Origin of the sequence: Klebsiella sp. CN_Kp113 (genome assembly GCF_040064585.1) — a bacterium.
Classification (GTDB): Bacteria; Pseudomonadota; Gammaproteobacteria; order Enterobacterales; family Enterobacteriaceae; genus Klebsiella; species Klebsiella michiganensis.
On the sequence record NZ_JBEAID010000022.1, the window covers coordinates 32,464 to 46,582 of the forward strand.

13 protein-coding genes are annotated in these 14,119 nt (G+C 58.1%); 7 read left to right on the forward strand and 6 right to left on the reverse strand.

Annotated elements, in window-relative coordinates; genetic code table 11:
• The first annotated feature begins 35 nt into the window (after positions 1–35).
• The 7 genes from ABLV30_RS13970 (at position 36) to ABLV30_RS14000 (ending at position 6,887) form a co-directional block, all read left to right on the forward strand.
• Positions 36–1,658: an ABC transporter substrate-binding protein gene (locus ABLV30_RS13970; protein ID WP_128334766.1), complete on the forward strand. Its 1,623-nt coding sequence runs from the start codon at positions 36–38 to the stop codon at positions 1,656–1,658.
• Complete coding sequence (locus ABLV30_RS13975; RefSeq protein WP_032719862.1) at positions 1,655–2,692, forward strand: ABC transporter permease; 1,038 nt, start codon at positions 1,655–1,657, stop codon at positions 2,690–2,692. Before ABLV30_RS13970 ends, ABLV30_RS13975 begins: the two co-directional genes overlap by 4 nt.
• Positions 2,689–3,594, forward strand: coding sequence for an ABC transporter permease (locus tag ABLV30_RS13980; protein WP_032719861.1), 906 nt, complete (start codon positions 2,689–2,691; stop codon positions 3,592–3,594). Before ABLV30_RS13975 ends, ABLV30_RS13980 begins: the two co-directional genes overlap by 4 nt.
• The gene (locus ABLV30_RS13985; protein WP_032719918.1) at positions 3,566–4,429 is read left to right on the forward strand and encodes an ABC transporter ATP-binding protein; all 864 of its coding nucleotides are present in this window, start codon (positions 3,566–3,568) and stop codon (positions 4,427–4,429) included. The genes ABLV30_RS13980 and ABLV30_RS13985 overlap by 29 nt, the downstream gene beginning before the upstream one ends.
• A 10-nt stretch (positions 4,430–4,439) precedes the next feature.
• A complete protein-coding gene (locus tag ABLV30_RS13990; protein WP_014230105.1) occupies positions 4,440–5,213 on the forward strand; it encodes an ABC transporter ATP-binding protein in 774 nt (257 codons plus the stop codon).
• A 416-nt stretch (positions 5,214–5,629) separates the two neighbouring features.
• Positions 5,630–6,430, forward strand: coding sequence for a winged helix-turn-helix domain-containing protein (locus tag ABLV30_RS13995; RefSeq protein WP_128334765.1), 801 nt, complete (start codon positions 5,630–5,632; stop codon positions 6,428–6,430).
• On the forward strand, positions 6,417–6,887 hold the full coding sequence (locus ABLV30_RS14000; protein WP_014230103.1) for a hypothetical protein: 471 nt from the start codon (positions 6,417–6,419) through the stop codon (positions 6,885–6,887). The genes ABLV30_RS13995 and ABLV30_RS14000 overlap by 14 nt, the downstream gene beginning before the upstream one ends.
• Here ABLV30_RS14000 and yegS read toward each other — a convergent pair whose 3' ends face one another.
• The 6 genes from yegS to ABLV30_RS14030 all read right to left on the reverse strand — a co-directional run bounded on the left by yegS (position 6,888) and on the right by ABLV30_RS14030 (position 14,118).
• Entirely contained in the window at positions 6,888–7,781 is an 894-nt protein-coding gene (yegS, locus tag ABLV30_RS14005) for a lipid kinase YegS (protein WP_009654032.1), read from the reverse strand.
• Between the two features lie 244 nt (positions 7,782–8,025).
• Positions 8,026–9,387 (reverse strand): tRNA 5-hydroxyuridine modification protein YegQ, encoded by a 1,362-nt coding sequence (gene yegQ, locus ABLV30_RS14010; protein ID WP_025107782.1) that lies wholly within the window; start codon positions 9,385–9,387, stop codon positions 8,026–8,028.
• A 119-nt stretch (positions 9,388–9,506) separates the two neighbouring features.
• Positions 9,507–10,226: a hypothetical protein gene (locus tag ABLV30_RS14015; protein WP_074194251.1), complete on the reverse strand. Its 720-nt coding sequence runs from the start codon at positions 10,224–10,226 to the stop codon at positions 9,507–9,509.
• 225 nt (positions 10,227–10,451) lie between these two features.
• Positions 10,452–11,174, reverse strand: a complete 723-nt coding sequence (gene baeR, locus ABLV30_RS14020) for a two-component system response regulator BaeR (protein WP_014230101.1) — start codon at positions 11,172–11,174, stop codon at positions 10,452–10,454.
• A complete protein-coding gene (baeS, locus tag ABLV30_RS14025) occupies positions 11,171–12,706 on the reverse strand; it encodes a two-component system sensor histidine kinase BaeS (RefSeq protein ID WP_016946933.1) in 1,536 nt (511 codons plus the stop codon). Before baeS ends, baeR begins: the two co-directional genes overlap by 4 nt.
• Positions 12,703–14,118: an MFS transporter gene (locus ABLV30_RS14030; RefSeq protein WP_014230099.1), complete on the reverse strand. Its 1,416-nt coding sequence runs from the start codon at positions 14,116–14,118 to the stop codon at positions 12,703–12,705. Before ABLV30_RS14030 ends, baeS begins: the two co-directional genes overlap by 4 nt.
• Position 14,119 lies beyond the last annotated feature (1 nt).

Here is a 14,119-nt window from a genome sequence, read left to right on the forward strand (position 1 = left end):
GCAACATGTACCCTACAGTACAGGCAAACAGAGATATGAAAAAAACCTCCCGACTGGCAGCGTGCTTGCTCGCGCTCGCCGTGTCGATGGGGAGCGGGGCGGCGATGGCGAAAACGCCGCCCGACCAGCTCATCATCGGTATGAATATGAATAACCTGCTCACCCTGGACCCGGCGGCGATGACCGGTAATGAAGTGGTGGGGATCGTGGTCAACCTCTACGACTCGCTGGTGGAGCTTGACCCTGAGCAGCTCACCAACGTTAAGCCCGCGCTGGCGAAATCCTGGGATATCAGCCCCGACGGCAAAACCCTGACCTTTCATCTGCGCGACGACGTGAAATTTCACTCCGGCAATCCGCTGACCGCCGCCGACGTGGTGTGGTCGATGCGGCGCATCCTGCACCTCAACCTGGCGCAGGCCTCGGTATGGAAATCCTACGGTTTCAGTCAGAAAAACATCGACAGCCAGGTCAGCGCGCCGGACCGCTTCACGGTGCAAATCGAGTTACCCAAAGATAACGATCCGCAGCTGGTGATTTACTCGCTGGCGGCGCTGGGCAACCTCGGAGTGCTCGACAGCAAAACGGTGCAAAGCCACCAGCAGGATAACGACTGGGGTAACCGCTGGCTGACCACCCATGAAGCCGGCTCCGGGCCGTTCACGCTGGAAACCTGGCAGGCGAAAGATGTGCTGCGCATGAAGCGCAATCCTGACTACTGGCGCGGCGAGGCGAAAATGAGCCGCGTGGTGCTGCGCCATTTCCAGGAGTCGCAAACCCTGCGCCTGATGATCGAAAAAGGCGACCTCGATATTGCCAACAATATGGCGGTTTCCGACATCAACGCCCTGCGCAGCGACCCCCAGCTGACCGTCGATGCGGTGCAGCGCGGCACCATGTACTACGTGGCGATGAGCATGAAAGAGGCGCACTTCGCCCATCCGAAAGTGCGTGAAGCGGTGCGCTATCTGATTGACTACCAGGGCATCAATAAAGCGCTGATGCCGGGCTACGGGGTGCTGCACCAGCGGCCGATTAAGGCGGGCATGCCGTCAACGCTGCCCGACCCGGGCTATAAGCTGGACGTGGCGCGGGCGAAAAAGCTGCTGGCGGAAGCAGGCTATCCCAACGGCTTTGATACCACGCTGCGGGTCCTCTCGGATCAGCCGTTCCTGAACATTGCTATCGCCGTGCAGTCGACGCTGATGCAGGCGGGGATTAACGCCAAAATTATCACCGGCACCGGTAACCAGATCTACGGCGCGATGCGCGAGCGTAAATTTGACCTGCTGGTAGGACGCGGCGGCAGCGGAATGGAGCCGCACCCGCACTCCAGCCTGCGCGCGCTGGTCTATAACCCGGATAACAGCGATGAGGCGCGCCTGACCAACTTCCAGGGCTGGCGCACCGGCTTTTACGACCCACAGCTCAACGCGATGATTGACCGCGCCCTGCTGGAACGCGATCCGCAAAAACAGGTGGCCGACTACCAGGCCATCCAGACGCGCTACGACCAGCTGGTCCCGGCCCTCATTCCGCTTTCGCAGATGGTCGATTCCGTGGTGGTGCGTAACGAGGTGCGGCAGTATCAGCCGCACCCCTCTGCCACCACTTTTCTGCGTGACGTCGATAAAGTCCGCGAAGGAGAGAAAGGATGAGTATCGCAATCCTTGCGCCCGGCTCACGCGGCCGGCGCTTATCAAAACGGCTGCTGCAGGTGGTGATTACGCTGTTCGGCCTGCTGTTGTTGACCTTCACTATTGGCCGCGTCATGCCCATCGACCCGGTGCTGGCGATTGTTGGCCCGGACGCTGACCAGAGTACCTACCAGCAGGTTTACCATCAGCTGGGGTTTGATAAATCGCTGACCACCCAGTTTGGCATCTATTTCGTCAACCTGCTGCACGGCGATCTGGGCAACGCGCTGCTGACCGGGAAACCGGTGGTGGACGACATTATCCGCGTCTTCCCGGCAACCATGGAGCTGGCGACGATGGCGATTCTCGTCGGCGCGGGCCTCGGTATTCCGCTGGGCGTGCTGGCGGCGGCGCGGCGCAATAGCGTCTCCGATTATGTCGTGCGCATTATCAGCCTGGCGGGCTACTCGACGCCGATTTTCTGGGTCGGGATGATGGGGCTTTTAGTCTTCTACGCCTGGCTCGGCTGGGTGGGCGGCGCCGGACGGGTGGACCTTGGTCTGGACGGTATGGTGCCGCGCCGCACGGGGCTGATGACCGTTGATGCGCTGCTGGCGGGCAACGGTCAGGTCTTCTGGAACGCAATTAATCACCTGATTCTGCCCGCCTCGCTGCTCGGCTTTCACTCGCTGGCCTACATCAGCCGCATGACCCGCAGCTTTATGCTGGCCCAGCTGTCGCAGGAGTTCATTATTACCGCGCGGGTGAAGGGGCTGACCGAGCGTCAGGTCATCTGGAACCATGCGTTTCGCAATATCCTCGTACAGCTGCTGACGGTGGTGGCGCTGGCCTACGGCGCGCTGCTGGAAGGCGCGGTGCTGATTGAAACCGTCTTCTCCTGGCCGGGTTTCGGCTCCTACCTCACCGGTAGCCTGCTGCTGGGCGATATGAATGCGGTAATGGGCTGCGTGCTGCTGGTGGGGGCGATCTTCGTGATGCTCAACCTGCTCTCCGACATGCTGTATCAATTCTTTGACCCGAGGACAAAATCATGACCGTTTCTCTGGATTCGCCGCTTTCGGGCGGCACGGGCGAAGGCCGTCAGCGGCTGCAACGCGCGGCGGCGCGGGCCGTCGGGTTTATCGGCAAAATGGCGCGCAACCCGCTAACGGCCATCGGCGGCGGAATTATCTTTCTGCTGCTGGTGGTGGCGATTTTCGCGCCGCTGATTGCGCCGTATAACCCGCTGGTACAGGACCTCAACAGCGCGCTGGTCGCGCCGAACGCGCAGCACTGGTTCGGCACCGATGAGTTTGGCCGGGATATCTTTAGCCGCCTGGTGTACGGCTCGCGCATCACGCTCTATATCGTGCTGCTGGTCTCGGTGACCGTCGGTCCGCTCGGGCTGCTGCTCGGCGTCAGCGCCGGCTATTTTGGCGGTAAGGTCGATATGGTGCTGATGCGCGTCACCGATATTTTCATCTCCTTCCCGAGTCTGGTCCTGGCGCTGGCGTTTGTCGCCGCCTTAGGTCCGGGGCTGGAGCACGTGGTTATCGCCATCACGCTCACCGCCTGGCCGCCGATAGCCCGCCTGGCGCGCGCCGAAACGCTCTCTCTGCGCCAGGCCGATTTTATCTCCGCCGTACGTCTGCAGGGCGCATCATCGGCCCGCGTCCTCTGGCACCATATCGTGCCGCTGTGTCTGCCCTCGGTCATTATCCGTATCACCATGAATATGGCCGGGATCATTCTGACCGCGGCCGGTCTGGGCTTTCTCGGGCTCGGCGCGCAGCCGCCGGAGCCGGAGTGGGGGGCGATGATCTCCAGCGGGCGCACTTACATGATGGAGTGCTGGTGGGTGGTTACGATTCCGGGGCTGGCGATTCTGATCAACAGCTTAGCGTTTAACTTCTTAGGAGATGGCCTACGTGACATCCTCGATCCCCGCAGCGAATAATGCTCCGCTGCTCGATGTGCGCGATCTGTGCGTCGACTTTGTTAACGGCAGCGCGGTGACCCATGCCGTGCGCGGCGTCTCCTTCCAGCTGGGGCGCGAAAAGCTGGCCATTGTCGGCGAGTCCGGTTCAGGTAAATCCACCGTTGGGCGCGCTCTGCTGCAGCTGCATCCGAAAAAGGCCCGCGTCAGCGCCAGCCGGATGCAGTTTGCCAACCTCGATCTGCTGCATCTTACTGAAGCGCAGATGCGCGGCGTGCGCGGCAAACGTATCTCCATGATTATGCAGGACCCGAAATATTCGCTTAATCCGGTGGTCTGCGTCGGTAAGCAAATCGCCGAGGCCTGGCTGACCCATCATCCGGGACGCAAAGATGAGGCGAAGGCAAAGGCGCTGGAGATGCTGGAGGTGGTGCGTATTCGCCAGCCGGAGCGCGTTTATCAGCTTTATCCGCATGAGATATCCGGCGGACAGGGGCAGCGCATCATGATTGCCATGATGCTGATTACCGACCCGGAGCTGGTGATTGCCGATGAGCCGACCTCCGCGCTGGACGTGTCGGTGCGCCTGCAGGTACTGGGCCTGCTGGATGATCTGGTTCAGTCGCGCGGGCTGGGGCTGATTTTTATTAGCCACGACATCAACCTGGTGCGCAGCTTTTGCGACCGCGTGCTGGTGATGTACGCCGGACGGGTGGTGGAGTCTATTGCCGCCTGCGATCTCGATAACGCCCGCCATCCCTATACTCAGGGGCTGATTAACTCGCTGCCGGATATGCAGCATCGTCGCCCGATACTGCCGGTGCTGCAGCGCCAGGCCAGCTGGTTAACGGAATAAGGAGTGGATGATGATTGAAGTTCAACGTCTCAACCTCGCGTTTGGCGAAGGGGAGAAGCGTAACCAGGTGCTGTACGACGTTAATTTCCACGTTAAGCCCGGCGAGATCTACGGTCTGGTGGGGGAGTCCGGCTCCGGCAAAACCACGGTGCTGAAGTGCCTGGCGGGGCTGTTTACCCACTGGCAGGGGGAGTTAACCATTGACGGGCAGCGCTTAGGGCATGAGATTAGCCGCGAGCGCTGCCGTCAGGTGCAGATGGTATTTCAGGACCCGTACGGATCGCTGCATCCCCGTCACACCATTGGCGATATCCTTGAAGAGCCGCTGCAGATTCATCGCATTCACGATCGCGACCGGCGGATTCATGCGCTGCTGGACAAAGTGGGCCTCAATCGTGCGTTTCGCGAACGCTATCCGCATCAGCTTTCCGGTGGCCAGCGGCAGCGCGTGGCGATTGCCAGAGCGCTGATCCTTGAGCCGCAGGTGCTGCTGCTGGATGAGCCGACGTCGGCGCTGGATGTGTCGGTGCAGGCCGAGATCCTCAACCTGCTGGCAGAATTGCAGCAGGAGGCTAAACTCACTTACCTGATGGTGACCCACGATTTGGGCGTCATTGCCCATTTATGCCAGAAGGTGGCGGTAATGCAGTACGGGAAAATCCTTGAAACCCTGACGGTCGATGCGCTGGTCAACGGCGAGGCGCAAACGGCCTATACGCAGATGCTGGTTAACGCCAGCCGGCAATATACGCGCGAAATGGCGCGCGAGGTGGCGGCATACTAAGCGATATGGCGCATTGTCTCGCGGACAATGCGCCCTGTTTTTGGATAAAACTTTGAAATGATATGTATTAATAGTTATAAATATCGTCTATTAATGTAAAAGTGGTGTTTAGATCTAAAATGAAAGTATCTGTTGTATGAATGAAAATATATGGAATCATAACTTGTGTTTATTATTCATTTTGAAATAAATAACCAGATTTTCTTCAAATCTCAAAATATTCCATGCTGTAAATTCATTTAAACCTTGTTAATTGCAAGGAAAAACTGCGCATTACGCCTCCAGATCCGCTGAGTAATAGAGTAAACTCGCCTGCGAATAATCTTAAGTTATCAGCTGCGTCATAAAGGATTACCGTATTTAGAGTAGGGTACCCATGCCGCTTATCCACTTGATTACTATTCTCAGGGAACAGGATGGAAAAAACATATACGATTAATGGAATAATTACATTTATTCCTCAACGTGGTGCTCTAATACTCATTGCTGACGAGACGAAAACGGTTTCATTAAATATGCCGGCCAGCCGTTGTTTATTGCTGCTTATTCAGCAGGATGGCAAAACCGTTGCCCGCGAAACCTTTTTCGAGGAAGTGTGGATAAAGCATGGCTCCCAGGTAACCAGCAACGGTTTCTACCAGAATATTTCTCTGCTGCGCCGGGCATTTAAAGAGCTGGGCATGGAGGGCGATATTATTATTACGCTGCCGAGGGTTGGCGTCAGGCTGGATGCGACAATATCGGTGACGGAGTCCCAGCCGTGCGAGATGGAGAAGGCGCCGGAGCCACAGGTGCCCCTGGATGGGCCCGTGCACGAGGAGGTCGCGGCTGCGAGTGTGCCTGAAAAAAAGCGGTTAAGGCCGCGATGCTCTCTGTTATGGGGGCTTGCGGCGCTGCTGAGCTGTCTGGTCGGCGGTTTTGTTGCGTGGCAAACAGAATTCGACTCTTATTTGCAAACTTATTCGCCCATAATTGCTAAACTTTCGCAACAATGTCATTTCTTTGCCAATAATGATGTGGTTGATCACGTTCGTCATGTCAATTTTATCAAGCGCAGCAAATTTGAATGTGAAGAATACTCGTGGATTTATTTGACGCTTTATCCCGGGCAAGCGCGGGTGTCGGTGATTCGCTGCCGTCAGCCATTTAGTCAATGGCGTGATAATCAATGCCTCACCAAATATTACATTAAGGAGGTAGCCAATGCGCCCGCGTGAAATTAAATGGTTAATCGCTATCGTATTTATCGGGGTGCTTAGCGGAATAATGATAAAATCCTGGCAATACTGGCAGCGCAATCATTTCCAGTGCAGCGGCGAGATGCGGCTAATTAACGCAGGCTACCAGGGCGATATTTCCTTACGCTACGTATTTGATAGCAGCCGCGGGCTGGCGATGGTCCGGGGGGAAATTACGCCGCCGCAGGGCGCTGCGTTTACCATTAATCAGAACATCTGGTTTAGCTTTACCCGCGACGGCCAGCACTACTTCCTGCGTTCGGAAACAGTCTCAGCCAGCATCGGCGAGACCGAGCAGGAGGAGCATGTAAAGCGTATCCTGCCAGCGTTTTTCCTCCAGCCGCAGGTGCCGTTTTACCTTAACATCCAGCGGCTCAACGAACGTACCCGGCTGCTGTATACCAGCCGGGCGCCGTCTTTGCTTTGCGAAACCTGATTAACGTAGCAGCGGGCAGTCCGGCGGCAGTCGGCAGCGTAGCGCGGCCGGTAATAGCTCCATACGGAAGGTTTTGCCGGTTAGCGGTTCACCATCGAGATTAAACGTCATCTCGTGGGGAGCGGTGATCTCGAACCACGATGAGACGCCGTCGATAATATTCGGCGAGGTTTCCGGATTGGCCAGGGTGCTGAACAATGCGGGGATTAGCTCTTCGCCGGTGAAAATGCGCAGATGCAGCAGGCCGTCGTTGATTAACGCTTCCGGGCACAGCTGCTGGCCGCCGCCGGCCTGGCGCCCGTTGCCGATGCCGATGACCAGCGCGTCGCCATGCCAGTGAAAGTTCTCGCCGCGGATTTCGCAGCGGTCAGGCTTAAGCGTATCCATGCGCATCAGGCCGTGGATTAAATAAGAGACGCCGCCCAGCGCGGCCTTGAGCTTCTCCGGGGTTTCGGTCGTGATTCGGGTGCCGAAACCGCCGGTGGCCATATTAATAAAACCGGTCTTATCGTTAACCCGTGCAACATCTATCGCCACATCGCGGCCAACGATGGCCAGCTTCAGGGCGCTGGCCAGATCCTGAGGGATGCCGACGCTGGTGGCGAAGTCGTTCGCCGTGCCCAGCGGTAAAATCCCCAGCGCCAGATTGCCGTCGCGCTCCACCAGCGCCGTCGCCACCTCATTGATGGTGCCATCGCCGCCGCCGGCAATCACCGTTTCGACGTTCAGCGTCAGGGCTTCATCGATAAACCGAACGGCATCGCCCTTTTCCCAGGTGACGCGGACGTGAATGTCGATACCTTCGTCGCGTAACAGTTTAACCGCCTCTCGCAGGGACGGTTCATTGGCGCCTTTACCATTCAGAATCAGTAAGCTGGCTGGAAACGTGGACATTATCAGGGGACCTTTGTTGCTCAATGATGCATAAAGTGTACCGCATGCGGAAAGGGAAGGCCGGGAGAGAGATAAAAAAATAAGCCCGCGTAAGGGAGATTACGCAGGCTAAGGAGGTGGTTCCTGGTACAGCTAGCATTTATGGGTTATGTTTTTCAGCGAAATGGATGATATCTGCTTTGAACGAACCGGTATGTGATCCGTTTCTAATATCTTTACATCGTGAAAAAATAACCCAAATTAACTAGTTACTGTGCGGGTTTCGGGTCGTCTGACCAGTAAAATTACGCATCAGCAGCGCATACTGCAGCGCCATATCTTCCGGAACAGGCAACCATACTGTGTGGCCATCGCCCGGCGCCACCGGCATGCGTTCGCCTTTGCCGTTTTCCATATGCTCGAGGGTAAAGTTAACGTTGCCCTGCGGGGTCATCAGCTCAAGGCTGTCGCCGACGGAAAATTTGTTTTTCACTGCCACCGCCGCCAGCTGGCCGTTGCGCTCGCCGGTAAATTCGCCGACAAACTGCTGGCGTTCGGAAACGGAGTAGCCGTGCTCGTAGTTCTGGTAGTCATCGTGCGTGTGGCGACGCAGGAAGCCTTCGGTATAGCCACGGTGCGCGAGGTTTTCCAGGGTATCCAGCAGGGAGGTGTCGAACGGTTTGCCAGCGGCAGCATCGTCAATGGCCTTGCGGTAGACCTGAGCGGTACGGGCGCAATAGTAATGTGATTTGGTGCGGCCTTCGATTTTCAGCGAGTGGACGCCCATCTGGGTCAGGCGCTCAACGTGGGCAATCGCGCGCAGATCTTTCGAGTTCATGATGTAGGTGCCGTGTTCGTCTTCGAAAGCGGTCATGTATTCGCCCGGACGTTTGGCCTCTTCAATCATAAACACCTGGTCAGTCGGCGCGCCGATGCCCAGCGTCGGCTCGACGTTCTGCACCGGGATCGGTTCGTGCTTATGCACGATATTACCGACGTCGTCTTCTTTACCTTCCTGCACGTTATACTCCCAGCGGCAGGCGTTGGTGCAGGTCCCCTGGTTTGGGTCGCGTTTGTTGATATAGCCAGAGAGCAGGCAGCGGCCGGAGTAGGCCATGCACAGCGCGCCGTGGACGAAAATTTCGATCTCCATTTCCGGCACCTGGCTGCGAATTTCGGCGATTTCATCCAGCGACAGCTCGCGGGAGAGAATAACGCGGGTGAGTCCCATTTGCTGCCAGAACTTGACCGTCGCCCAGTTGACGGCGTTGGCCTGTACCGACAGGTGAATATCCATATGCGGGAAATTTTCGCGCACCAGCATGATCAACCCCGGGTCGGACATGATCAGCGCGTCCGGCCCCATTTCCACCACCGGCTTCAGATCGCGAATAAACGTTTTTAGCTTGGCGTTATGCGGGGCAATGTTGACCACCACATAGAATTTTTTACCCAGCGCGTGGGCTTCGTTGATGCCGAGCTGCAGATTTTCGTGATTGAATTCGTTATTACGCACGCGCAGGGAGTAGCGCGGTTGGCCCGCGTAAACGGCATCTGCGCCATAAGCGAAAGCGTAACGCATATTTTTCAGCGTTCCCGCCGGGGAAAGGAGTTCCGGTTTAAACATGATTTTCTCGTTCTGATGACAGGTCAGATTCGCCGCACCCGGTACGGCGAGTTGGGGAGTGCCCCCACATTAAGGGCGGGCATTGTAGCGCCGTGGGGGAGGGGAGTAAACCGTCCGGCTTAATCAACACGCAGATAGCGCCCGTCGGCGTTGACGTTCATGCCAAAACCGCAGTTCATAGGCGTATCGGTCTCAGCCTCGATAGCTTCAGAGGAGAACGCCAGCGAGATATCGCAGTGAATATAATTCCCTTCCCGAAGCGCCACGACGGCATTATTGTTTGCCAGCGTGACCGCTTCGGAGAACTCCCCCATGTTGGGGCCAGCGTAGATCCCCATCAGGCCGAAATAATAGCCTTGGAAATCAACCTGATACTGCGATGGCTTTGGCAACTCTTTTACGATAATTACGTTCCACGAGGCGCGTCCGGCATAGCGCCAGTATTCTCCAGCGGCTGAAGCAGGCAGCGGCATGGCAGCAAGCTTATCTTTGATAAGTCCCAGATTGTAAACCGACTTACTGTCGTTTGGCCTTATCATCAGCCAGGCGCGGGCTTTGCGCCACTCCCCTTCACGTACCCAGGTTAACGCCACGTTGTTGTAGGCCGTGGCGATGGCGCTGTCGTCAAGAGCGCAGCTTTCGCTCCATGCGGCCTGCTGTTTAAAAGCAGCGCGCGCTTTGGCGTAGTTTTTCTCTTTATAGAATTGCTCGCCCTGGCTGGCCCAGGTCGAGATTTTTGCGCAGTCAGCTTCGATTTGCTGTTCCGTGATTTCTGCTCTGGCCGTCGTCCAGAGCAAAAGCAGCCCACAAAAAGAGAAAGTGGTTATTTTTATCATTATTTATTTAATCCATTGAAAATATTCAATAATATCTTTCGCAATATAGCATGCCGTTAGGTCATTTTTTTATTATTGAGGATATTTTCAGATTATGGCGCGCAGGGAGGCGAATTCCCCGGAGGCGGCGTTTGACGCGCCTGTCCGGGCTACCCGGCCCGCAGACGGCGGTGAGCCAGTAGCCCGGCTAAGCGCAGCGCGAGCCGGGGAAAGTCGGGCAGGGGCTAACTATGCCAGCCGGCAGGCGTCGGCTTCCCAGCGGTACCCTACGCCGTAAACGGCGCGGATAAACGACTGCTCGGCGTCCAGCGACTCCAGCTTACGCCGCAGGTTTTTGATATGGCTATCGATCGTTCGGTCGGTCACCACGCGGTAATCATCGTATAGATGATTCAGCAGCTGTTCGCGCGAGAAGACTTTACCCGGTTCCTGGGAGAGGGTTTTCAGCAGGCGGAACTCGGCGGGCGTGAGGTCCAGCAGCTTGTCGCGCCAGGAAGCCTGAAAACGACCTTCGTCGACAATCAGCGGGCTTTCCGCATCCAGCGCCTGCAGATCGCGCTGCGGTTTGCAGCGGCGAAGAATGGTCTTCACGCGGGCCACCACCTCACGCGGGCTGTAGGGCTTACAGATATAGTCATCGGCGCCGATTTCTAACCCCAGCAGGCGGTCGATCTCCTCGATTTTGGCGGTGACCATCACCACCGGTACCTCAGAGAAACGGCGGATTTCCCGACACAGGGTCAGACCGTCGGTGCCGGGCAGCATCAGATCCAGCAGGATCAGATGCGGCGGCGTCTGGCGAACGTACGGGAGAACCCGATCGCCGTGATTAATCAGCGTCGGCGCATAGCCCGCCGCCTGAAGGTAATCGATCAGCAGCTGACCCAGCTTGGGCTCATCTTCCACGATAAGAATGCGTGGCGTGTTTTCATCAACAGGTAATTCAGTCATACGTCTCTCGATAAATTACGTTCCAGAGGTAGTTCTACTTTAATGCTAACCCCGCCCAAAGGCGAATGGCCGGCACGCAAAGTGCCGCCGTGGGCCGCGACAATGTTAAGGCAAATCGCCAGCCCTAAACCAGAGCCGCCGCTGGCACGATTGCGCGACCCCTCAGTACGATAAAAACGCTCAACCAACCGCTCCAGCTGTTCATCGGTGACGCCGGGGGCGCTATCGGCAAAATCGAGAACCAGCATATCCCCGCTCTGGCTGGCGCTAATCTGCAGGCCGCCGCCGCTATCGGTATAGCGCAGGCTGTTTTCCAGCAGGTTATTAAACAGCTGCATCAGGCGATCCCGGTCGCCGAAAATCGTCGCGCTTTCCGGCAGCGAAACGCCGATCGACAGCCCGCGGCTGGCGAAGCGCTCGCGAAACGCGCCGGCGGCGACCTCCAGCAGATTGATGATATCCACCGAGGTTTTCTGGTAGGAGAGGGCGCCTTCATCGGACATCGACAGCTGGTGTAAGTCATCGACCAGTTTGGTGAGGGTGGCGACTTCCGCCTGCAGGGAGGCGATGGAGTCCGGGGTAAATTTGCGGATCCCATCCTGAATCGCCTCCAGCTCGCCGCGCAGCACCGCCAGCGGCGTGCGCAGCTCGTGGGAAATATCGGCCATCAGGTCCCGGCGCATCTGCTGGTTGCGTTCCAGAGTGCTGGCCAGCTGGTTAAAATCTTTGGCCAGACGCCCCAGCTCATCGCTGCTGGTGGCGGCGACGCGGGTGGAGAAATCGCCGGCCGCCAGACGGTGCGTCCCCTCAACCAGGCGTTTAACCGGCGCGAGCAGGCCGCGCGCCAGCGGGAAGGTGGCCAGCGCCGCCAGCAGCGTGGCGAGGGCGACAATCAGCCAGCTGGTACGTTTCTGCTGGCGGTCAAAGTTGATATCGGTGTTGCGCGTCAGGCGTTCAACCGGCGAGGCGATGACCGCGCCAACCTCAACGCCGTCGACCATAATACTGCGCCGGGTACCGTCCTTCGGCACGCGTTCGCGCGGGCCCACCAGTACGCGTCCTTTTTGATCGACCACCCAGAACATGGTGCGCCAGCCGTGCGGAGGCATATCGGGGCCGGGACCGCGGTCGCCACGATCGCCGCGTGGACCGTCGAGCGGCCGGTCCGGCGCGGCGTCCGGCGGCATCTCTTCCGGGCCGGGGCCACCGTGCGGCTCATCCATCGGACCGTGGCCCATACCGCGGCCCGGCGGCGAGCGGTCATCGTTGTCGCGTTCAAAGGTTTTCAGCAGCTGGAAAATAAAGCGGTCGTTGTTGCGCAGGAACGTCCAGCTGCCGTGCTGGGCATACTGCTCGCTCAGGGCATCGCCGAGCATGGTCAGGCGCTGTTCGTTGCCGCGCTTGATATAGTCAATAAAGCCGCGTTCAAAGCTGATACGCACCGCCCAGTGCATACTGATCAGCAGCACGATGCAGGTGGCGAGGATCGCGATAAACAGCTTGCCGGTAATGCCGGGACGCCAGAACTTCAAGACTCACTCCTTTTACGGCGACGAATCACGGTATTGGTCGTGGTGTCATCCGGTACGCGGGAAAAAAGCAGCGCCGGCAGCGCGATAATCACCGCCATGCTTAAGTAGGTATAGAGAAAGACCTGATGAGCGATCGCCGCATCGGCGCTGATATGCTGCTGGCCGTAGAGACCGAGCAGCATCCCGGCGATAGTGACGCCGATACTCATCGACAGCTGCATGACCATCGACAGCAAGCTGTTGCCGCTGCTGGCCAGATCGTCGGGCAGGTCTTTCAGGGTCAGCGTATTCATTGAAGAAAAGCGGCTGGAGTTAATCATCCCCTGCAGGAACAGCACCACCGGCAGCAGCCAGTACCAGCCGGCGAGCGCAACGGCCATAAACAGCAGGCTGACCAGCGCGAGGCCAATCGTCGAGGTCACCAGTACCCGGCGATAGCCGAAGCGGTTGACCACCTGGACCACAATGCGCTTCATCCCCATGCTGCCGAGCACCATCGGGATCATCATCAGCCCGGCGTGGAACGGCGTAAAGCCGAGGCCGATCTGTAAAAACACCGGCGTCATAAACGGCAGCATGCCGCTGCCGATACGCCCGGCGAAGCTGCCGCCAAGGCCGAGAGAAAAGGTGCGGTTGGTAAACAGCTTCAGGCTAAACAGCGCGTTGCGGTTGCCGCGCGCGTGCCACAGATAGCACAGCATTGACGCCGCGCCGATGGCCACCAGCGCCGTCAGCCACAGGGGGGAGAGCCCGAGCCCTTTTTTACCGTCGAGCGCCAGGGTCAGCGTCGCCATGCCGGCGGCCAGCAAAATAAAGCCGAAGATATCAAAGCGCCGGGTTTGCAGGGTGTAGTTGGGCATCAGGCACAGCGTGGCGATGGCGCCGACGATGCCGACCGGAATGTTGATCAGGAAGATCCAGTGCCAGGAGGCGTACTCCACCAGCATCCCGCCGAGCGCCGGGCCGAGCAGCGGACCCACCTGGCCGGGCAGGGTGACGAAGGTCATCGCCGCCATGTATTGACTGCGCGGGACGATTTTCATCACCGTCAGGCGGCCAACCGGCACCATCATCGCGCCGCCGACGCCCTGCAGCACGCGGGCGAGTATCAGCTGATCGAGCGTGGCGGCCTGCGCGCAGAACAGGGAGCCGGCGGTAAACAGCACGATGGCGCTAAAAAAGATATTCCGCACCCCGACCCGATCCGCCAGCCAGCCGCTGGCGGGCAGCATCACCGCCACCGTCAGCACATAGGAGACAATAACCATATGCATATGCAGCGGGCTCTCCCCGAGGCTCTGCGCCATGGAGGGGAGGGCGGTGTTAACGATAGTGGTATCCAGCGCCTGCATAAAAAAGCCGAAGGCCACTATCCACAGCTGCCAGCGCACGCTGGAGGGAAGATCTGTCATG

Bases quoted from the DNA above. Each gene is read 5' to 3' on its own strand.
- ABLV30_RS13970 (WP_128334766.1), top strand. From the start codon at position 36: ATGAAAAAAACCTCCCGACTGGCAGCGTGCTTGCTCGCGCTCGCCGTG.
- ABLV30_RS13975 (WP_032719862.1), top strand. From the start codon at position 1,655: ATGAGTATCGCAATCCTTGCGCCCGGCTCACGCGGCCGGCGCTTATCA.
- ABLV30_RS13980 (WP_032719861.1), top strand. From the start codon at position 2,689: ATGACCGTTTCTCTGGATTCGCCGCTTTCGGGCGGCACGGGCGAAGGC.
- ABLV30_RS13990 (WP_014230105.1), top strand. From the start codon at position 4,440: ATGATTGAAGTTCAACGTCTCAACCTCGCGTTTGGCGAAGGGGAGAAG.
- ABLV30_RS13995 (WP_128334765.1), top strand. From the start codon at position 5,630: ATGGAAAAAACATATACGATTAATGGAATAATTACATTTATTCCTCAA.
- ABLV30_RS14000 (WP_014230103.1), top strand. From the start codon at position 6,417: ATGCGCCCGCGTGAAATTAAATGGTTAATCGCTATCGTATTTATCGGG.
- yegS (WP_009654032.1), bottom strand. From the start codon at position 7,781: ATGTCCACGTTTCCAGCCAGCTTACTGATTCTGAATGGTAAAGGCGCC.
- yegQ (WP_025107782.1), bottom strand. From the start codon at position 9,387: ATGTTTAAACCGGAACTCCTTTCCCCGGCGGGAACGCTGAAAAATATG.
- baeR (WP_014230101.1), bottom strand. From the start codon at position 11,174: ATGACTGAATTACCTGTTGATGAAAACACGCCACGCATTCTTATCGTG.
- ABLV30_RS14030 (WP_014230099.1), bottom strand. From the start codon at position 14,118: ATGACAGATCTTCCCTCCAGCGTGCGCTGGCAGCTGTGGATAGTGGCC.